The sequence below is a fragment of the Pseudomonas sp. ADAK7 genome (genome assembly GCF_012935675.1).
GTDB lineage: Bacteria > Pseudomonadota > Gammaproteobacteria > Pseudomonadales > Pseudomonadaceae > Aquipseudomonas.
Genome location: NZ_CP052861.1, coordinates 2,730,495 through 2,752,552, shown reverse-complemented (window position 1 = coordinate 2,752,552; position 22,058 = coordinate 2,730,495). Strand labels below are relative to the sequence as shown.

The 22,058-nt window shown below is 57.6% G+C and carries 11 protein-coding genes; 7 read left to right on the top strand and 4 right to left on the bottom strand.

The features are described from left to right. Nucleotides 1-78 precede the first annotated feature (78 nt). From HKK53_RS12820 to HKK53_RS12810, 3 genes are all read left to right on the top strand, one after another. Nucleotides 79-1,074 (top strand): ankyrin repeat domain-containing protein, encoded by a 996-nt coding sequence (locus HKK53_RS12820; protein WP_169371115.1) that lies wholly within the window; start codon nt 79-81, stop codon nt 1,072-1,074. A 36-nt stretch (nt 1,075-1,110) separates the two neighbouring features. Continuing rightward, nucleotides 1,111-1,503 carry a hypothetical protein gene (locus HKK53_RS12815; protein ID WP_169371114.1) on the top strand — a complete coding sequence of 131 codons (393 nt, stop codon included), beginning with the start codon at nt 1,111-1,113 and terminating at the stop codon, nt 1,501-1,503. 108 nt (nt 1,504-1,611) lie between these two features. Next, nucleotides 1,612-1,875 (top strand): PAAR domain-containing protein, encoded by a 264-nt coding sequence (locus HKK53_RS12810; RefSeq protein WP_169371113.1) that lies wholly within the window; start codon nt 1,612-1,614, stop codon nt 1,873-1,875. 13 nt (nt 1,876-1,888) lie between these two features. Here HKK53_RS12810 and HKK53_RS12805 read toward each other — a convergent pair whose 3' ends face one another. Then, on the bottom strand, nt 1,889-3,187 hold the full coding sequence (locus HKK53_RS12805; protein ID WP_169371112.1) for a mechanosensitive ion channel family protein: 1,299 nt from the start codon (nt 3,185-3,187) through the stop codon (nt 1,889-1,891). Nucleotides 3,188-3,380: 193 nt separating this feature from the next. On the opposite strand from HKK53_RS12805, the gene HKK53_RS12800 reads away from it, so the two are divergent. After that, nucleotides 3,381-4,727, top strand: a complete 1,347-nt coding sequence (locus tag HKK53_RS12800) for a DEAD/DEAH box helicase (protein ID WP_123406347.1) — start codon at nt 3,381-3,383, stop codon at nt 4,725-4,727. 188 nt (nt 4,728-4,915) lie between these two features. Here HKK53_RS12800 and HKK53_RS12795 read toward each other — a convergent pair whose 3' ends face one another. From HKK53_RS12795 to HKK53_RS12785, 3 genes are all read right to left on the bottom strand, one after another. Beyond that, a complete protein-coding gene (locus HKK53_RS12795; RefSeq protein ID WP_169371111.1) occupies nt 4,916-5,515 on the bottom strand; it encodes a hypothetical protein in 600 nt (199 codons plus the stop codon). Nucleotides 5,516-5,527: 12 nt separating this feature from the next. Further along, complete coding sequence (locus tag HKK53_RS12790) at nt 5,528-6,112, bottom strand: papain-like cysteine protease family protein (RefSeq protein ID WP_169371110.1); 585 nt, start codon at nt 6,110-6,112, stop codon at nt 5,528-5,530. 291 nt (nt 6,113-6,403) lie between these two features. Next, the gene (locus tag HKK53_RS12785) at nt 6,404-6,679 is read right to left on the bottom strand and encodes a hypothetical protein (protein WP_169371109.1); all 276 of its coding nucleotides are present in this window, start codon (nt 6,677-6,679) and stop codon (nt 6,404-6,406) included. A 220-nt stretch (nt 6,680-6,899) separates the two neighbouring features. Between HKK53_RS12785 and HKK53_RS12780 the strand changes: the two genes are divergently transcribed. The 3 genes from HKK53_RS12780 to HKK53_RS12770 all read left to right on the top strand — a co-directional run bounded on the left by HKK53_RS12780 (nt 6,900) and on the right by HKK53_RS12770 (nt 22,058). Further along, nucleotides 6,900-7,178: a hypothetical protein gene (locus HKK53_RS12780; protein WP_169371108.1), complete on the top strand. Its 279-nt coding sequence runs from the start codon at nt 6,900-6,902 to the stop codon at nt 7,176-7,178. A 150-nt stretch (nt 7,179-7,328) separates the two neighbouring features. Beyond that, on the top strand, nt 7,329-9,035 hold the full coding sequence (locus HKK53_RS12775) for a ShlB/FhaC/HecB family hemolysin secretion/activation protein (protein WP_169371107.1): 1,707 nt from the start codon (nt 7,329-7,331) through the stop codon (nt 9,033-9,035). A 24-nt stretch (nt 9,036-9,059) separates the two neighbouring features. Beyond that, complete coding sequence (locus HKK53_RS12770) at nt 9,060-22,058, top strand: two-partner secretion domain-containing protein (protein WP_178117452.1); 12,999 nt, start codon at nt 9,060-9,062, stop codon at nt 22,056-22,058.

The window sequence follows — 22,058 nt, the reverse complement described above, 5'->3', positions numbered from 1 at the left end:
TTTAGTGATGATTCGTCGAGATCGCCTGAAATCGCTTCAAATAACGCTGAACCCACCATCCCAATATGAGATTTTTGTATGCTGCAATTAACTCCTGTTTTTAACCGTTTCCGAACTGCCTGCATCGTGACTTCGGTTCTCGTCTGCGGCCCGAGCCTGGTGCAAGCTCAGTCGGCGGACGTGTCCAAGCAACTGGATAATGCGGTGCTTCAATACGCTTATTCCAAAGAGCAGAAAGATCTTGATGCCGTGAACCGGTTGCTCAAGAGTGGCGCTAAACCCGATATTCAGATCTTGTGGCATGCCGCTTATTACAAGAGTCCTGACTTGGTCGATCGTTTTCTTGAGTTTCCGATTGATGTCAATCAGCCCATCAGTGACAACGGTGAAACAGTACTGTTGTCCATGCTGGGGCATATGGGCGATTCAGAGGAACTCAAAGATGCAACGCACATTGTGCAAAGTTTGCTCAAGGCGGGTGCCGACACTAATGTGATTGCTCAGGGCGGGACTAATACCCCACTTATTGCGGCGGCAAAGCTAGAGAACTCATCGGCGCCGGAGCTGATTAAGTTGCTGCTACAGTTTGGTGCTGATGCCAAGAGGGTGACCCCGCAGGGTTTTTCGCCACTCATGAAATCGGCGTCTGATCTTGAGGTTATCAAGGTGTTGATTGCCGCTGGCACCGATCCTTATGGTGTCACCAAGGTTGGTTCAACCGCTTTGCATTTTGTTTGCGAGCGCGCCTATAACCTGAGCGATCAACCTGATCCGCAAGCTGCACAGCGGATTGCCCTGCTGCACAAGGCTGGCACTTCGATTGATGCATTTCAGCCACAGCAGCAGGCATGGCCTGTTGGTACTCCGTTGCTGGAAAGTGCGATCCACCACAATCCTGACTGCACCAAGGCCTTGATGGCAGCAGGTGCTGACAAGGATGCTCTCGCTTTCCCACCGGAATATGTGGCTGAAGATCCCAGTGCGAAAGGCCAGACGGTGCGTCAAAATGTACTGAAGTCGGCAAAAGATGTACCTGATCTGTATTCGGATGCCGTTGTGAAGTTGTTCAAATAAAAAAACTAACCGAGCACTATCAATTTAAGGATGAATATGAAAAACGCAGCATTGATCTTCGTACTCGCAAGCACCTTTTCAACCTTTAACGTCGCACAGGCAGAAGAAGTTGATCCCGCAGCAATGAAGAATGTCTACGACTCCACACGCAATATTGCCGGTCTCATCACTTACTGTGTCGATAAAGGCTTTCTAAAGTCGGACAGTACTGAAAACGCCAAGAAGATGGTGGCGTTCGCGAAAGGTATGCCTGGCGGTGTGGACACCAGCGACGGGGATAAGAACGAAGCCTATGGTCGTGAGGGCAAGGGCAAGGGGCCAGACGGAAAGTACGAGCGCGTGGAAAGCGCCGCGCCTCAGGGTGTTGAAGCCTGGTGCAAAGAAGCTGATGAAGGCGTGCGTGAAGGGTTGAAGTCAGTCGGTCTGTAGGCGTTACTGCACTTGCCAATAGGATTGCCTGGACTGAAAGACGCTCGCTGACTGGCGAGCGTTTTCAACATTCAGGGAATGTTCGGTTATTACAGGGATGACCACATCATGAAAGACATTGTTCGCTTGGGCGACTCCACCAGCCACGGTGGCGTGGTCCTGGAAGCCTTTTCCCAAACCGATCTCAACGGCAAGCCGATTGCCGGTGTCGGCCACAAGGTCAGTTGCCCACTGTGCAAAGGGATTTTTCCGATTGCCGAGGGCAGCAGCACCTACACCGTGGGCGGTATCGCGGTGGCGCTGGACGGGATGAAAACCGCGTGCGGTGCTGCGTTGATTGCCAGCGGGCCGAAGGGCGCAGTGATCAGTTGAGTATCGAACAGGGTTACATGACGTGTTTTTCCGGTTCGGGAATATGGCTTGCGCCGAGCACCGCTGGCAGCAATCCGGACCGCAAATCCCCGCCACTCGGCTGCTGATACAGGCTCAAGCCAAACTCCGGCAGCACCGCCAGCAGGTAATCGAAGATGTCGCCCTGGATCCGTTCGTAATCGGCCCACGCGGTGGTGCGGGTGAAGCAGTAGATTTCCAGCGGGATGCCTTGGGCGGTGGTCTGCATCTGGCGGACCATGCAGGTCATGTTCGGCTGGATCTCCGGGTGGCTTTTCAGGTACGCCAGCGCATAGGCGCGGAAAGTGCCGATGTTGGTCATGCGCCGGCGGTTGGCCGACATCGCCGCGACGTTGCCCTGGGCTTCGTTCCAGGCCTTGAGTTCCGCTTGTTTGCGGCCGATGTAGTCGGTCAGCAGGTGCACTTGGGCCAGTTTCGCCTCTTCGTCATCGCGCACGAAACGTACGCCGCTGGCGTCGATGAACAGGCTGCGCTTGATCCGGCGTCCACCGGACTGTTGCATGCCACGCCAGTTCTTGAACGACTCGGACATCAGGCGCCAGGTCGGGATCGAGACGATGGTCTTGTCGAAATTCTGCACTTTGACCGTGTGCAACGTGATGTCCACCACGTCACCATCGGCACCTACTTGCGGCATCTCGATCCAGTCACCGACCCGCAGCATGTCGTTGCTGGTCAGTTGCACACTGGCGACGAACGACAGCAGCGTGTCCTTGTAGACCAACAGAATCACCGCCGACATCGCGCCCAGACCCGAGAGCAGCAACAGCGGTGAACGGTCGATCAACGTGGCGACGATGATGATTGCGCCGAGCACGTACAAGACCATTTTCGTCAGTTGCACGTAGCCCTTGATCGAGCGGGTACGGGCGTGTTCGGTGCGGGCGTAGATGTCCAGCAGGGCGCTGAGCAGGGCGCTTAGCGCCAGCAGCAGGAACAGAATGGTGAACGACAGTGCGACGTTGCCGAGAAAGATCCGGCTGGTTTTGCTCAGTTCCGGCACCAGGTACAGGCCGAACTGGATCACCAGCGACGGCGTCATCTGTGCCAACCGATGGAAGACCTTGTTGTGCCGCAAATCGTTGACCCAGTGCAGCGCTGGCTGGCGGCCGAGCATTTTGGTCGCGTGCAGAATCAGGTAGCGCGCCACTCGTCCGAGGACCAGCGCCACCACCAGTAGCAGGATCAGCGCCAGGCTGGAATGCAGGAGCGGGTGCTGGTCGAGGGCGCCCCAAAGGTCTTGGGCATTGAGCCAGAGCTGTTTGATATCCATGGGCGAAAACGATTCTTCTGTAGGTTGCGTCGGGGCGATTAGAGCATTTAAGACGCTGTGGATGACGTTTGGAGACATTTCAGGCAACAAAAAAGCTACTGTTTACTGTCGTTTGTATAAAGAAACTCGGCCTTAGCGCTCGAAACCGTTACCCTAAGCAGCTGTTTTTTTGTATTTCTTCGAGGTAGCACCCGTGTTTTCCCAATTCGCCCTGCACGAACGCCTGCTCAAAGCCGTGGCCGAGCTTAAATTTGTCGAGCCAACGCCTGTGCAAGCAGCGGCTATTCCGCTGGCGCTCCAAGGGCGTGACCTGCGGGTGACAGCGCAAACCGGCAGCGGCAAGACCGCTGCTTTTGTTTTGCCGATCCTCAACCGTCTGATCGGCCCGGCGAAAGTCCGCGTCAGCATCAAGACCCTGATCCTGCTGCCGACTCGCGAGTTGGCCCAGCAGACCATCAAGGAAGTCGAGCGCTTCGCCCAGTACACGTTCATCAAGTCCGGCCTGATCACCGGCGGTGAAGACTTCAAGGTCCAGGCCGCCATGTTGCGCAAGGTGCCGGACATCCTGATCGGTACGCCGGGCCGGATGATCGAGCAATTGAACGCCGGCAACCTCGACTTGAAAGAAGTTGAAGTACTGGTGCTCGACGAAGCCGACCGCATGCTCGACATGGGCTTTGCCGAAGACGTGCAGCGTCTGGTGGCAGAGTGCACCAACCGCCAGCAGACCATGCTGTTCTCCGCTACCACCGGCGGTTCGGGTTTGCGCGACATGGTTGCCAAGGTCTTGAACAACCCTGAGCACTTGCAGCTCAACAACGTCAGCGACCTGAACGCGACCACCCGTCAGCAGATCATCACCGCTGACCACAACCAGCACAAAGAACAGATCGTGAACTGGCTGCTGGCCAACGAGACCTATCAGAAGGCCATCGTGTTCACCAACACCCGGGCCATGGCCGACCGTATCTACGGCCGTCTGGTGGCGCAGGAATACAAAGCGTTCGTGCTGCACGGTGACAAGGACCAGAAGGATCGCAAACTGGCGATCGACCGTCTGAAGCAGGGCGGCGTGAAAATCCTCGTGGCCACCGACGTCGCCGCTCGCGGCCTCGACGTGGAAGGCCTGGATCTGGTGATCAACTTCGACATGCCACGCAGCGGCGACGAATACGTTCACCGCATCGGTCGTACCGGGCGTGCCGGTAACGATGGCCTGGCCATTTCGCTGATCTGCCACGGCGACTGGAACCTGATGTCGAGCGTCGAGCGCTATCTCAAGCAGAGCTTCGAGCGCCGCACCATCAAGGAAGTCAAAGGCACCTACGGCGGACCGAAAAAGGTCAAGGCTTCGGGCAAAGCCGTTGGTGTGAAGAAGAAAAAAGTCGACGCCAAAGGCGACAAGAAGAAAACCGGCGCCAAGGCCCCGACCAAGCGCAAGATCGCTAACCGTCCAAAGACCGACGCCCTGTCGCTGGTCAGCAAGGACGGCATGGCGCCGCTCAAGCGCCGCAAGCCGGAAGCGCCAGCTGCTGAGTAAAGCTGTGGCGAGGGAGCTTGTTGTGGCGAGGGAGCTTGCTCCCGCTGGGGCGCGAAGCGACCCTAAAAGAAAGGACAGCTGCGCAGTCCAGCGGGAGCAAGCTCCCTCGCCACAGGTTCTGTGTTGCACCTGAATGACCCAATAAAAAACCCGGACAAATGTCCGGGTTTTTTTATCTCCAGCGTTTATCAGCTCCCCAACAGCCCACTGGTGTCCGCATCAAAGCGTTGCTTGGCCTGATCCGCCACCGGTTTGAGCAAAGCCAGCAGCGCGGCCTCGCTGTACAGCCGAGTGACCGCCAGTTCCTTGGGCGTCGGCTCAATCGGGATCAGCACGTCTTCACCGTCCGCATGCAGCCAGATCGCCACCAGGTGCACCGCCGAAACAAACAGTACCCGCAGTTCCACGGTTTTACCCTGCAGTTGCGGCGACTGCTCTGCCAGTTTCAACGCACCGACTGTGGCGGCCGCGATGGCCCCGTGGTTCAGCGAGGCGAACTCGACATGACCGCGAACATCGGCCAATTGCGCGTCGGCAATCGTCACGCCATCGGAAAACACCAGGTAATGCCAATCGCCGACCTTGGCGTCTTTCAAACCTTTGCCGTGGCTCAAGTCCTCCAGGCTGAGCGAGTAGCCACGGTACGCCTCGCTGAGGCTAATCTTGCTGGCCGTGGCGCTGGCAAACTGGCGATTGATGCCGAAGCCTTGGGTTTGCAGGGCGGCTTGCAGCGCCGGACGCAATGTCTGTACGCCGTTGGAAGGCGCCTTTGGATAAGTCAGTTGCATGATGTCGCCCTCCTAGTTTTTCACGGTGAAATAAGTGTTGGTCCAGTTGCCGCCGCCGTTGTACGAACCGGGGAACGAGTTCAGCGCGCGGGTCGAGTAACCGTAGATGGAATCCGCGATCAACACGTAGTTGCCGTTGGTGCCATAGATCGTCAGGAAGTGCGCACCGCCGCCGTACCAGGCACAGCGCAAACCGATAGGTCGGCCCATGTTGATCTGGTTCTGAATGGCCGGCATCTGCAACGAGCCTTGATTCATGCCGTTGAAACTGCGGGTGATCCTCAAGGCTGAATCCAGATAGCCATACACGTTGCACGGCCCTGGCTGATTGCAGCAGTTACGGTCCAGCGCGGCGGTGGCCACGCCGCATTGGGTCCAGGACCCGGTGCCGTAATAGTTGCCGACCGAGGCCGAGACTGCCGCCCAGCACCAGTTGGTCTGGGTTTGTGGCTGCATCGTGAAGTTGAGGCTGGCAGCGGCCAGTGCATTGAGTGGTGCCGCCGACTCGACGTCGACCAGGTGCGGGTTGAGCAGATGACCGGTCAGGCACCTTGGCAGTGTCGCGCCGGTGAATTGTGTTGCTTCAGTGGTTAACATTTTCAATCCTCCATGAGTGAAAACTAGCGTCCAGCTAGTGCGTGTGAAGCGGTGTTGCTGAGCGATCGGCGTGTGCGGTTTGCCATGTTGAATGGCCGGCTCCGATCCAGGCTCGACGTAACCTTAGGCACGAATATGCGTTTATGCAAATAATTAAATGCACTAATGCAAATTCCAGTTCAAAAGATCGCAGCCTTCGGCAGCTCCTATAGGGGGTTGCGTACGACCGACGTTTATCGGACAAACACAAATCCCGGAGCTGCCGAAGGCTGCGATCCTTTGATCTTGCTCTTAACCCTCAGCCTTCTTGTCCGCCGCATCCAGCTCTTTCAACCGCTGATCAATCAACTGGCACTTGTCCGGCAGATCCGCGCTAGCCGTCCCCAGATCCATCTTCTGCAACTCATCGTTGATCTCCTTGGCCTTCTTCGGATTTTGCTGGGTGAGCTTGGTCACTTCCTTGGCCAGTTGTTCGCGCTTGGCGGTGGCTTCCTCGGGTGTGCAGGCCCAAGCGGGCAGGGCGCAGGCGAGGGTGGCGGCGAGGGTTAGTTTCAGCAGGGTTTTCATGGGGCAGGCCTCAGTTCCGGTTAAGGCGGGTTATCCGGTTGAGGGTTGTCGGGTGAAAAAAGTTCAGCGCAGGTGCGAGAGCTGACGAAGGTCGGTGATGGGCTATTTACGGCTGTCCATCGTAAGGCCACTATATTGATATCAGAATGGTCTGCCTGAGTCTGGGCGAAACTGTTCAGGTGTTTCGAAAATCTAGGGAATGGGTTGGCCAGGTATTTCAATGACTACTGAAACCATCAGCATCCGGCTCGGCGATGAGTACGACGATGTATTAAGGGCCACGTTGGTTGCAGTACTCCGATCACGAGGCGCTGTCGGCGCGGGCGGTTTCTGGGGAGTAGGTGGCTCTCAGGAACTTGATACGGCACGCGTTAAAGTATCTGGTGAACTAATAGCTATCGAGTCCGAGACGTACATGGGGTTGACGATCGAAGGGCCCAAATCGATCGTGGAAGCGATAGCTCAAGAAGTCAGTGAACGTTTGAAATTCCCTCTCTAGTCACCCCTCGCGTGACTCTCACCCAATTCCCGCAAGCCTACCGTTCGTCGGCACCGACTCTTGGATAGATCCATTTATTGACGCCAAAATAGTGGCCATCTAATATCGCGCCATTATTGTGCTACTACTCTCCAATTCGAGGGATCGAACATGTACCCACCCGCCCTCGTGGCGAGGTTGTGCCTGGCTTTGCTGTGCCTTTCTCCACTGAATCTTGCTTACGCTGCCCCTACTCCTGGTGATACCGACCTGATCCGTGAACGCCAGGATCGGCTCCTCGACGAGCAACGCCGTCGTCTCGAAGAACTCAAGGAACTACCCGGCAAGGAAGCCAAGCCAACGCAACCGGCAGCCCCTGCCGATGCCCGCTGTTTTCCCATCAAGGACATCGAACTCAAAGGCGCCGACAGTCTCTCGGACGACGAGAAAAATCGCCTGCTCAAGCCTTTTATCGACCAGTGCCTGGGCGTCACCCAGCTCAATGAATTGCTCAAGGTCATCACCGACCATTACATCGAGAAAGGCCTGGTCACCAGCCGTGCGTATTTGCCACAGCAGGACTTGTCTGCGGGGCATCTGAAGGTGCTGGTGGTCGAGGGCAAGCTGGAGGGGTTGAAGGGCGCGGAGGGCAGCAAGCTGTCGGAGCGTGAGCTGGGCATGGCGTTTCCCGGCAAGGCGGGGGAGTTGGTCAATCTGCGAGAAATCGAACAGATGGTCGATCAGTTGAATCGCTTGCCATCGAATCAGGCGCAGATGGAGTTGTCCCCAGGCAAGGCCGTCGGTGGCAGTGAAGTGCTGGTCAAGAACACCCCGCAAAAACCCTGGCGTACCGGGTTGTCCCGCAGCAATGACGGTCAGCGAAGCACCGGCGAACAGCAGTGGGGCACCACGTTGGATTGGGACAGTCCCTTGGGCCTGGCGGACCAGTTGAACCTGCGCGGCGGGCACGATGCGGTGACCGATCATCAGCACACGTCCAACAACGCGATGCTCAATTACAGCCTGCCCTGGGGCTGGTGGAACTTCAGCTACACCTACAGCCAGAGCGAGTACCGCTCGGTGGCGCAAGCCAATCTCTTTGATTTCAAACAGACCGGCGACAGTGAAAACCATGTGCTGCACGCCGAGCGGGTGATCCATCGCGATGCCGTGAGCAAGACGTCCATCAGCACCGGTTTGTCGTACCTGCGCACCAACAACTTCATCGAAGACAGCAAGCTCAAGCTGAGCAGCAATCGCATCAGCGAAGCGCAGTTCGGTATCAACCACGGTCGACGGGTTGGCAGTGCGTTCGTCAACCTGGACTTGGGGATGCAGGAAGGTATCGGCATCCTCGACGCGCAAGGCAACGGTCATCCGGGCCCCGGCGAGCCGGACGCGCGCTACCGCAAATACACCGGCACCGTGAGCTACTTGCAGCCGTTCAAGCTGTGGGGCGAGTCGTTCAGTTTCAGCAGCCTGATGACCGGCCAGCACAGCGAAGATGTGCTGTTCAGCCCACAACGCACCAGCCTCGGCGGGCAATCGTCGATCCGTGGCTACAAGGATCAATCCTTGTCCGGCGACAGCGGCGGCTATTGGCGCAATGACCTGCGCTGGAGCCGTCCGATCAACCTCGAATGGTTGCGCCCGGTGTTCGCCGAATACGGCACCAGCCTCGGTTATGACCAAGGCGTGATCAGCGCCAATCGCTACAACGGCGATCAGCATGGGCGGATGTCCAGCAACTCGGTGGAGCTGTTCGCCCGTGGCCAGCACCTGGCCGCCAGCATGACGTTTGCCCACTCCCTGGAACGCCCGGATGCACTGACCGAGCGCGAAGCGCCGATCTATTTCCGCCTGGATTTCTTTCTTTAATTACGCCTTTTCGAGACCTCCGACATGGACGTTCGCCAATACGCCTTCCTCGCGCGCCAGCCTTCTGCGGTCGTGAAAACCCGCGAGCACTTCTGGGGCATGCCCAAACGCGGCGTGGCGTTCCTGCTGGCCAACGTCATGTTCTGGCAGCCGATGTGGGCGCAGGCCGAAGGGATTGTGGTGGCCAATCCGGGGACCAGCCTCGGCCAGGCGGGCAATGGCGTGCCGATCGTCAACATCGCCACGCCCAATGGCAGCGGGCTGTCGCACAACCAGTTCCACGATTACAACGTCGGCGTCCAGGGCGTGATCCTCAACAACGTCAATGCTCAGACCGGCACGACGCAATTGGGCGGGATCATTGTTGGCAACCCCAACCTGATCAACCGGGCTGCGGCGCAAACCATCCTTAACGAAGTGGTCGGTGGCAGCCCGAGTCAGTTGCGCGGCTACACCGAAGTGGCGGGGCAGTCGGCACGGGTGATCGTCGCCAACCCGTACGGCATCAGTTGCAACGGTTGCGGCTTTATCAATACGCCGCGCGTGACGCTCACCACTGGCAAACCGGTGCTGGATGGCGCGGGTCGGCTGGATCGTTTTCAGGTCGATCAGGGCACTGTCAGCATCGACGGCGCCGGGCTTAACGCCAACAACGTTGACCGCTTCGAAATCATCACCCGCAGCGCAAAGATCAACGCCGAAATCCAGGCGAATAACCTGACGATCATTGCCGGTCGCAACGACGTTAACGCGGACACTCTTAACGCCACGGCTCGGGCGAATGACGGCAGTGCGAAACCGGAACTGGCCATCGACTCCTCGGCGCTCGGCGGCATGTACGCCGGGGCGATCAAACTGGTCGGTACCGAGGCTGGGGTCGGTGTGAAACTGGCGGGTAACCTGGCCGCCAGTGGCGGGGATATCCAGATCGACGCCAATGGCCAACTGACGATGGCCCAGACGTCGGCTACCGGCGCAGTCAACGTCAAAGCCGCCAGCCTTGATGCCCAGGGACCGGTTTACGCCGGCAGCACGCTCAATGTGCAAACCCAGGGCAACCTGAACAACCAACAGAACCTTGCGGCCCGGGACAGCATCACCCTCACGGCAGGCGGCCAGTTGACCAACGGCGGCATTATCGAAGCTGGGGTGAATGCCGATAACAGCCGCAACGCCAGCGGCGACGTGAGTCTCGTCGCGCAGAACCTCAACAACACCGGCAAAAGCGTGATCGCCAGCCGCAACCTGTCGATCAATACCGCCCAGACGCTGACCAACCAGGGCGGCACGCTCAGCGGGCAAACCACCAACATCGTCGCCGGTACGCTGGACAACCAGAACAACAGTCGGGTGATGGGCAACAGCACGCTGAATCTGGCGGCCAATCAGGTGTTCAACACCCTGGGGGTCATCACCAGCCAAGGCAATCTGACCGCCAATGTCGGGCTGTTGAACAACCACAACGGCGAGGTTTCCAGCGCCGGTAACACCACCGTTAATGCCTCGTCGCTGGACAACAGCGATGGCCAGGTGACCGGTGACGTCGCACTGAACATCGGCTTGATCGGTGCACTGAATAACCAGAACGGTGTGCTGGGCTCCGGGAAGAACGTCAGTATCAACGCCGCCAGCCTGGACAACAGCCATGCCGGCAGTCTTGTCAGCGATGGCAGCCTGAGCGCGAATATCACCGGCCTGTTCGATAACCAGAACGGTGACCTCATCGCCAAAGGCGCGGTCGACCTGCAGACCGGCAGTCTCGACAACCGCAACGGCAGCCTGTCCGGCAAGGATCGCCTGACCCTGCGCAGCGATTCGCTGGACAACCGCACTGGCAAAGTGCGCGCCTCCAATGCGTTGCAATTGAACGTCGGGCAGCTGAATAACGGTCAGAAAGGGCTGCTCAACAGCCAGGCAGCGATCAACTTTACCGGCACGCACCTGGACAACCTCGGCGGCTTGTTGAGCGCCGTGGGGCCGGTCCATCTGGACGCAACCAGCGTCGATAACAGCGGCGGTCGCATCGCCAGTCAAACCGATCTGATCGCCAACGTTGCGCAGTTCACCAACCTGGGCGGTGAACTGGTCGCTCAAGGTACGTTGACCCTGACCGGCCAGGGGCTGGATAACCGGAGCGGTGGTCTGGTAGGCGCGACAAAAGCGCTGAAACTCAATGTCGATGCCGTGGACAACCGTGGCGGCGAAATCTCCAGCGCCGTCGATGTCAGCCTGCAAGGTTCGCAACTGAACAACAGCGACAGCGGCAAGATTCTGGCCGGCACCGACCTGAGCCTGAAAGTGGCGCAGATCATCAACCAGACCAAAGGCCAACTGTTCAGCAAAGGCGCGACCACGGTCACCGGCCATAGCCTGGACAACAGCGGTGGCAGCCTCGTCACCCAGCAAGGCCTGGATATCCGCCTCGACAATGCCCTGAGTAACGTCGCCGGTCTGATCAGCAGCGAAGGCACCCTGATCGTCAACGCCGGCAGTCTCGATAGCACTGGCGGCAGCCTGTCGAGCGCTGGCGCACTGGCGCTGACTACTACGGGCATCCTGAAGAATCAGGGCGGTTCGATCAGCACCGACAGCACCTTGACCCTCAATAGCGCCAGCCTCGACAACAGCCAAAAAGGCTTGATCAGCGGCAAACAGGCGACCGCTGTGACAACCGGCGCGTTCGACAACACCCAGGGCGGTCAGTTGATCAGCGGCGACACGCTCGACTTGAGCGCAGCGCAGGTCAGCAACGGTTTGGCCAGCCGCATCGCCAGTAACAAGGCGTTGACCGCCAGTGTCACCGGTTTCGATCAGCAGGGCGGTCAACTGTTCAGCAAAACCTCCCTCAGCCTGGACCTGAATCAGGGCCAGTTGAACAACCAGAACGGTTTGATCAACGCACCGTTGCTGATGTTGAAAAACCTCAAGGACGTCAACAACCAGGGCGGTGAAATTTCCAGCGCCCAGGCCTTCACGCTGGCTGCCAGCAACCTTGATAACGGCAACGGCAAGTTGATCAGCAACCAGGGCCTGACCCTGCGCATCGATCAACTGCTGGCCAGCGTCAAAGGCCTGATCTCCGCCCAGACGCTTGATATACACAGTGCGCGTCTGGACAACAGCGGTGGTCTGATCAGCAGTCGCGGCACCCTCGGGGTCGCGGTTGACGATCAGATGGTCAACCACGACGGCACGCTCATCGCTGACGGTGATGTGCAACTGAGCGCCGACAGCGTGGACAACAGCGGCGGCCAGATCGCCGGTAAATCCGACGTCAACACTACGGTTTCGACCTTCAATAACCAGGGCGGGCAACTGGTCGCAACCGGTGGCCTGACCCTGACCGGCACCAGCCTCGACAACCGCAACGGCGGACTGGTCGGCGCGAACAACGCCTTGCAATTGAATGTCGGGTCTATCGACAACCGTGCCGGTGAACTGTCGAGCCAATCAGACATCACGGTAGTCGGCAACCAACTAGACAACAGCGACGCTGGTCAGGTGGTCGCGCAAGGCGCATTGGCCCTGACGGTCGACCACGTGCTCAACCGCGCCAAAGGCCTGCTGTCCGGCAAGACCGACCTGACGTTGACTGGCCATGATCTGGACAACAGCGCGGGCTCGCTGTCGAGCCAGAAAAACCTTAAGGCTGACCTCTCGGGTGATCTGAACAACACTCAGGGCCTGCTCAGTGCTGAAGGGACGCTCGACCTCACGGCCGCCAGCCTGACCAACACCCTCGGCAGTTTGTCCGCCGCAGGCCCGCTGACCTTGACCACCACTGACATCGTGCTCAATCAGGGCGGCGAGATTGTTACCGACGCCGGCCTGACCCTCAAAAGTGCCAGCCTCGACAACAGCAACAAGGGCCGCATCAGTGGCAAAGGGGCGGTCGTGGTTAACACAGGGTCGCTCGATAACAGCCACAACGGACGTTTAAACAGCGGCAGTTCGCTGGACCTGACCGCCACCCAACTGACTAACCAGGACGGCGGTCGTATCGCCAGTGCCGGCGCACTGAACGCGACGGTCACCGGCCTGGATCAGCAGGGCGGTCAGCTCTTCAGTAACACGTCCCTGACGCTGGATATGAATCAGGGTCAGTTGAACAATCAGAACGGTTTGATCAGCGCGCCATTGCTGATGCTCAAAAACCTTGAGGACATCAACAACGACGGCGGTGAAATTTCCAGCGCTCAGGCGTTCACCGTGGCGGCTCGCAGTCTGGATAACAGCAACGGCAAGTTGCTGAGCAATCAGGCCCTGACCCTGCGCATCGACCAGGCCCTGACCAACATCAAAGGCCTGATCGGCGCCGCCGCGCTGGACGTCAAAGCCGCCAGCCTGGACAACAGCGGCGGCACCCTGACCAGCCGTGCCAACCTCGACCTCAATCTCTATGGCCTGCTGAACAATCAGAATCAGGGCCTGATCAATGCTACCACCGGCCTGACCATCGATAGCAGCGGGCTCAACAACCAGAACGGCTCGCTGTTGGGCAGCGCCATTGCCATCGATTTTGGCGCGGCCACCGGTGACCTCAATAACAGCGGCGGCCTGATCACGACGAAGGGCACACTGAACCTTCAACACCTGCGTGACCTGAATAACCATGGCGGTGAAATCTCCAGCAACCAACGTATCGATTTGAACACCCGTGCCCTGGATAACAGCGCCGGCAAACTGATCAGCAACGATGTGCTGACGGTGAACGCCGACACCGTGAACAACCAGAGCGGCGTGATCTCTGGCTGGAAAGGCCTGAGCCTGACCGCCAAGAGCCTGGACAACCGCAACAACGGCACGCTGTCGAGCGGTCATACCGATGCCGCGAACAATCTGGCCGGCGATATGAACGTCACGGTCAGTGGTGACCTGCTCAACAGCGGTAACGGTGCGCTGGTCAGCCTGGGCAACCTCAACGTTAACGCGGCGAATCTGGATAACAGCAGTACCGGCATCCTGTCGAGTGCTGGCGCCCAGACCCTGACCGTCAGTGGCCTATTGAACAACGCTCAGGGCGGTTTGATTTCCAGCGGCGCAACCCTGGCCCTGCAAGCCATGACCCTGGGCAACGCCAGCGGCATCGTCAACGCCGAACAGAGCCTGAGTTTCACCGGGACCACGCTGGACAACAGCGCTGGCAGCATCGCCAGCAACGCCGCCGTAACGCTGGACCTGCTGGGCGCCCTGACCAACACCAACGGCAAACTGGCTAGCGCTGGCCCGTTGTTGGTTCAACGCACCACGCAAATCAACAACCAGGGTGGCCAACTCGCAAGCCAGGGCTTGATGACGTTGCTGACCGGTGGGTTGGACAACCGCAATCGCGGCACCGTCGCGGCCAATGATCTGCTGACCATCACCACGCCGGGTGCCGTTCAGAACGACGCAGACGGTTTGATCTACAGCCAGAACGGTGATCTGCAAGTCAGCGCCGGCAGCCTCAGTAACGGCAAGGGCACCCTGCAAAGTCAGGGCGCGCTGACCGTCACCAACGGCGGCGATATCAATAACCAGAGTGGCCGAATCATCGCCAAGACTGGCGACCTGACCGTCACCGCCGGCAACGTCGACAACCGTGGCGGCGTCCTCTCCAGCTTGCAAGCAGCCTTCACGGCACAACTGACCGGCGTGCTAAAAAACGGCTACGACCTCAACAACAACCGCCAGGGCGGCATCACCCAGGCCCAACGCCTGAGCCTGACCACCCTAGGCATCGACAACTACGGCGGGCGTATTTCCGCGCAAAGCGGCGACGCCATCGTCAACACCGGCAACATCGACAACCGCAACGGTGGTCTGTACGCCAAAGGCAAGGTCAACGTCACCGGCAACAACTTCGACAACAGCGGCGACAACGATGGGCAGATTGCCGGTCAACAGATTGACATCAGCCTCACTGGCGCACTGAACAACCGCGTAGGCGTCATTGAAAGCGACACGACGCTGGCGATCAAAGCCGCCAGCCTTGACAACCAGACCGGCCAGTTGCGCGCACTGAGCACCAGCGGCAAAACCAACTTCCAGATTGGCGGCCTGTTCGACAACCGTAACGGCACCCTCGAAAGCGCAAACTCCGACCTGACCCTCAACGCCGGCAATTTCCTCAACACCGGCGGTAGCCTGCTGCACGTCGGCACCGGCACCTTCGATATCTCCACCGCCAACGTCATCAACGCCGGTGGCACCCTTGTCACCCGTGGCGGCTTGACCATCAGCACCGACACCTGGAACAACAGCAACGTCATCCAGGCCGGGCGCCTGACGGTCAACGTTAACAACTTCAGCCAGACTGCCAGCGGCCAACTGTTGGCCTCCGACAGTTTCAACGGCAGCGGCGTCAACTGGTTCAACCAAGGCTTGATTGCCAGTGATGGCAGCCTGAACGTGGGCTTGGGCGCCCGTTACTGGGGCGGCGGTCGTCTCAGCAGCAAGGGCAACCTCGGCTTGAGTGCGGGGCAAGTGAGCCTCGATCAAACAACTTCCAGCATCGCTGGCGGTGGCGACACCACGATCAATTCCGGCAGCTCGCTGGACAGCATCGGTCGGCTGACGTCTGCCGGCAACCTGACGGTGAACGCCGCCAATATCAACAATTACGGCACTATCGGCGCGGGTAACGACCTGACCGTCACGACCGGTGCGCTGGTTAATAACAACGGCCTCATCACCAGCGGCGGCAACATGAACCTGCTGGTATCAAACTTCACCAACTACTATGGCCAGGTCTACGGCCTGAGCGACGTGCACATCGGCCGGGACCGTGACAGCGCCCAAGCCGACCTGCTGGATAACCGCTCCGGTGACATCTATAGCGCTCGAAACCTGACCATCAATGCCCAGACCGTGAATAACGTGCGGGACATTCTGAATTACACCCAGCAAGAGAAAAGCGCCGTCTTCATCAAGGAACTCGACTGCAATTTGATTCCGATTGCCGGATGCGACTTCCGCAGTCGCGGACGGCGTAACGGGCTCTGGGAAATTTCCGAGACCGACCGTCTCAAAGTCAACGCGAGCAGTGCGGCCGCGAGCTTCACCAGTGGCGGCGATACGTTGATCAATGCCCAGACCCTGAACAACACCAGCAGTACCATTGCCGCCACCGGCAATATGATGGTCAACGCGGGCACCATCAACAATACCGGCCTGCAAGAGCAGGACATTGTCACCACCCGCACCTACTGGAACTACGTCGACGCTATCCATGACGTGTTGCTTGAGGCTGCAGCATTCAATCTTAGGAACAGCCCGACGCCTTTGGCCAATGTTGAAGCCGACCTGAGTCATTTCATCAGCATGTTGCGTGGCGGCATCATCCAGCAGCCAATCACCACGGTGACAAATTCGGGCAGTTCCTACGACGCCGTGATCCAGGCTGGCGGCGCCGTGACGCTCAATGCTGGCCAGACAATCAACAACAGCGTGGTGCGCCCGTACTATGCCTATGTGGCGGCGGGTCACACCAAAACTGACACCGGAGTCGGCAGTGCGTACTCGACGCCGATCTACATCAATGCGCAACTTCCACCCAATCTGGCTCAGCAACAAGTCAACCCGTTAGCGCTTCCCGGCTTCAGCTTGCCTACCGGTCAGAACGGGTTGTTTCGCCTGAGCGGACAAGGCAGCAGCACCCCGGTTACCAGCGGTCCGCAAAGCTGGAGCATGGGTGGCGGCAGTGTCACCACTGCCCAGCGTGAACAGCCGTTGCCAGTTGGTCAGGCCCGGGAGATTCAATTAGGTGCGGTCGCTCAGCCCTCTGCGAGTTCAGTGGCGTTGAACCCGATAACGCGTCAGGCCAACAACCTTGACGTTAACGCCAGCGCCATTGATGCATCGATGCCCAATGCCACGTCACCGAGCGGCCCTGGGTTACCCAATCGAACCACGGCGATCACGGTCAACCGGGTTCAAGGATTGCCGGCAAACAGTGGACAGTCCAAACCGCAAAAATACTTGATCGAGACCAACCCGGCCCTGACCGACCTCAAACAGTTCATGAGTTCGGATTACCTGCTGTCGAACCTGGGTTACGACCCGGACAACAGCGCCAAACGGTTGGGCGATGGCCTCTATGAACAGCGTCTGATCCAGCAAGCCGTCGTGTCTCGAACCGGCCAGCGCTTCATCGATGGTCAGACCACCGACGAAGGCTTGTTCAAATACCTGATGAGCAACGCCATCACCAGCAAAACCGAGCTCAACCTGAGCTTGGGTGTCACCCTGACCTCCGAACAAGTCGCGGCCCTGACCCACGACATTGTCTGGATGGAAAACGCCGTGGTGAACGGCGAACAGGTCTTGGTGCCAGTGCTCTACCTGGCAAACGTCAACAATCGTCTGGCCGCTAACGGCGCATTGATCCAGGGCAGCGACGTGACCCTGATCGCCGGCAAGGACCTGAACAACGCCGGCACTTTGCGCGCCACCAACAACCTGTCGGCCACTGCCAGCAACGACCTGGTCAACAGCGGCCTGGTGGAGGCGGGCAACCGTCTCGATCTGCTCGCTGGCAACAACCTCGTGAACAAGGCCGGCGGCATCATCTCCGGCAAAGACGTGACACTCACCGCTACCCGCGGCGATGTGATCAACGAACGCAGCGTCACCACCCATGAAAGTGGTACGGGCAACATCAGCGAGCGTACTGACTTCGTCAACAGCGCTGCCCGAATCGAAGCGGCTAACAGCCTGACCATCAAGGCTGGGCAAGACTTCAACAACACTGGTGGCGTGCTAAAAAGCGGTGCCGACACCGCGGTCAGCGCCGGTCGTGACGTCAACCTCGTCTCCGCCGAACAAGTCGTTAATGGCGAGCGTGGGCTGCATCACAACGAGACGGTCACCCAATACGGCTCGACGGTTGATGTGGGAAAAAGCCTGACCGTCATGGCGGGGCGCGACATCACCGCGATCGCCAGTCAGATCGACGCCAAACGCGATGTGAGCATGAGCGCAGTTGGCGATCTGACCTTGGCTTCGGCGGCGGACGAACAACACGCTTACGGTGCGAACAAGAAGTTTGTCAGCCAGGAAGACCATGTCAGTCAGGTTTCTACTACGCTGAATGCGGGGGGTACTGTCTCGCTGAATGCTGGCAAGGACCTGAGTTTGATTGCCAGTCGCGTGAGCGCTGGGGATGAGGCTTATTTGGTTGCTGGTGGTGATCTGGCGATTAAGTCTGCCGAAGACACCGATTACAGCTTCTACAGCAAAACCAAGAAAAACTCGTCAGGTAAAAAGACTCAACTTGATGAGGTGGCCAGTACCACCAACGTCGCCAGCTCAGTAACCTCCGGCGGGAACACTACGTTGCTGGCCAGTAACGACATGCTGATCAAAGCCAGCGACATCACGGCCGATAAAGGCGGCGTGCAACTGGTGGCAGGCAACGACATCCAGATCGTTGCGGCTACTGATTCGAACAGCGCCCGCCATGAAAGCAGCTCCAGCAAAAGTAGTTGGGGCGGCTTGAAATCGAGCAAGGTCCAGGATCAGGTTTCCGAGACGCAGAGCAAAGCTGTCGGTAGCATGATTTCAGGTAATACCGTGGATGTCGCTGCTCGTCGAGACATAGTGGTAACCGGTTCGTCACTGGTCAGTACACAAGACCTTAAAGTCACAGCGGGACGCGATCTGACTATTAATGCAGCGGAAAATACATTCAGCCGTAGCGAGTTGCATAAAGAAAAGAACCGCGACCTAACGGGTGTACTCACTGCCAATAACCTTGGCGTGGACGATATCACCGGCAATCAACACCTATCGGTCAGCAGTCAGAATCACACCGGGACCTCGTCTCAAACTACACTGACTGGTAGCACAATCGGGTCCAGTGCCGGGAACGTAAACCTTTCTGCGGGGCGCAATCTCGGCGTGATCGCCAGTGACTTGGTCAGTACTCAAAACATGACCCTGAATGGTTCTAACGTGACCATCGCGGCGGGCATGGAAAGTGCGAGCCAGAGCAGTACCGACAAATCGAGCAGTCTTGCTGTTGGGCGGGTGATCGGGGGAACTGTTGTCGATACTGTCAATAGTATCCGTGCGTCGGTCAAAGCGGCCAATGATGCCGATGATCCACGACTCAAGGCGGTGAAGCTGGCTCAGGCGGGACTGGCGCTTTATAACCTTAATGGGATGACATCCCAGACCTCCGATGAAAGTTCAGGTTTCAAAGATAAGCAAGGAGGATCTGCCAGTAACGGGTCGTTAATAAAAATTGGCACAGAGCTCGCTAACACCCACAGCAAAAGTACCAGCGAGTACAACAGTCAAACCGCTAAACAGAGCACGATCAACGCAGGTAAAGACCTCACCATCACGGCTGCGGGTAATACAGCGGGAACCCTCGGTGATATTCACGTTTTGGGCAGTAGTCTAAAAGCGGCGAATACGCTTCTGCTGGCGAAAAATGACATCACCCTTGAGAGCGCAACCAATACTGCAGATTGGGTCAATAACAGCACCAACAGTAAAACCAGCATTGGCGCCAGTTTCAATATTGGTCAACAAAATGGCTTCACCTTGGACCTGGGGGCGCAGATCGCCAAAAGCATGGGTACCGGAAGTTCGGTCACTCAAGTTAACACTACTTTAAACACTGGCTCATTGTTGTTGCGTAGTGGTAACGACACGACACTCGCTGGGGCTCAGGTGCGGGCAGACAGTATCCAGGCGTTGATCGATGGCAATCTAAACATCATTTCTCGCCAGGACAGCGAAACACAGAAAAACAAGCAAGGTAGCGGCGGTTTCGGTGCCAGCATTTGTATTCCTCCGTTTTGCTACGGCTCTACAGTGGCAGCGTCTGCAAACCTTGCAGCAGGCAATATGAGCATTGAGTACAAGCAGGTTGCCGATCAGAGTGGTTTGTTTGCGGGGAAGGGGGGATACAGTCTTGAAGTTGGAAAAAACACCACGCTTCAAGGGGCGGTTATTGCGAGTGAAGCCTCCGCTGAAAAGAATCAGCTGACCACTGATCGCTTAATCGTCAGCGACATAAAAAATGTCAGTGATATCAAAAGCCAATCGGCGGGTGTGAGCGTGTCCGGCAGCTACGGTGGCGGATCAGGAAGTGCGTCACTTGGCGGTTTGTCTGGCATTGCGCTTGAAGACTCCGATCGCAGTAAAACACGCAGCGCTGTCAGTGAAGGCACGATCATCGTGCGCAACGCGGCGGGCGCGAATGATCTGGTCGGTTTGAGTCGGAACACAAGTAATACCAACGAGAAACTTGATAAGCCCGACCAAAAAGCCATGGAAGAGCGCATGGAGCTTGTAAGAAGCTCAATGGACCTGGTTAAGGGGGTGGGCGACGCCATTGCTACGGCAAGAATAAAAGAGGGCAACGATCCCGATAGCGAAATATCAAACGCTGCACGTCAGAAGTTGCTCGACAATGGAGTAGTCAATCCGAGCAATGAGCAGGTTGCCAAACAAGTTCAGAGCGATTACGGCGTCGGCAGCAGTTTCCAAAAAGCTAGCCAGGCAGTCACGGCGATCGTTCAGGGGTTAGTTGGCGGCAGTATTGGCGGCGCTCTAGCCGGTGCCGCAGCTCCTTATTTGGCACAAACAGTCAAGGACATGACTGCAGGGGATGACACCGCAAATTTAATGGCCCATGCAGTTTTGGGTGCAGTGATCGCAAGAGCCGGAGGTAACTCGGCTCTAACGGGAGCGGCAGGCGCCGTTGTTGCGGAAGAAACCGCGAGGCTCATCAGAGAGGAGCTTTATGGTGGACTAAGCAACGAAGAGTTGACGCAAGAACAAAAACAAACAATCTCTGCGTTAGCCTCGCTGGCCGCAGGTATTGCGGGAGCGGTGACAGGCAAGGACGCACTATCTGCTGTGGCATCGGCTCAGGTCGGGAAGAATGCGGTAGAAAACAATTTCCTGAGCCCCGCCGATCAGACGTTGCTGGATCAGCTAAGGCAACGGAGGTTGAGCAGAGATACTCGCGTCACGGTCGCCAAAAAGTTAGTCGCCTTGGATCAGTTGGACCAAATCTCAAATGCGCTGATGGAACGCTATCGTCTAGATCCTGATGCAATGTCCGATGCTGCCAAGGTACAACTCAACGATTATTTGCAGGAATATGCTTACGCGCTGATACAGACTTATGGCCCAGACGTTGCAAAAGCAAAAATTGATGCATTAACAGCACCCATGACGTTAAAGCCAAGTGACACCGTCGCCTATGCGAGCTACAGCGCGGATAAGCAGGCGTCACTGGACAGGCTGTACCCTGGTGGATTCAGTGAGCAGGTGAATCGCAAGTTGAGCCAAAACGAGCAGCTTTATCTCGACTCGCTTGGCACGCTGCGAATCAATCAAAACTATCAGGACCTTGCAGATGTAGGTACCCCTGCGCTATATGTGATGGGTGGTAGCTTGGGGTTGGGCATACGTCTCGTCGCCGCCGAAAGTGGAGCGCTTCAGGTCGCATACGGTGGAGTGCAGGCCTATAACGGTGATACATGGGCGGCAGCCGGCAACATTGTGATGGGCGCGCTGAACGTTTTAGGCTCGGTAGGGGCTGGTGGGCTGAAGGGGGGCGTTGGTGGTGGTGCAAAAGCAACTAGCGGGGCGGTAGACCGTGCTACTACTGGGATTGAGTGGGGCAAGGGTATTCAAGGTCAAGGAATGCCTTGGGAGGATTACCTTGGGACGCAACTGCCAGCAGGCTCTCGACTACCGCCTAACTTCAAGACGTTTGACTTTTTTGACGAAACCACTGGTATAGCGACCAGCGCCAAAACACTTGATACGACGACTGCTGCCAAACTTGCTAATCCGAGCCAAGTATATTCATCGCTCAAAGGAAATATTGATGCCGCTGCTAATTTTTCTGAATCTGGCTTGAAGGGTGTGACAGTTACTTCAAGTCAAATTACCGCTCGCGAATTACAAGTTGCCATTCCTGAAGCCACGACTAGCGCTCAATGGGAACAAATCAATAGAGCCATTGAATATGGTCAGAGCAAAGGCATTACGGTAAAAATTACCAAGGTGAATTAA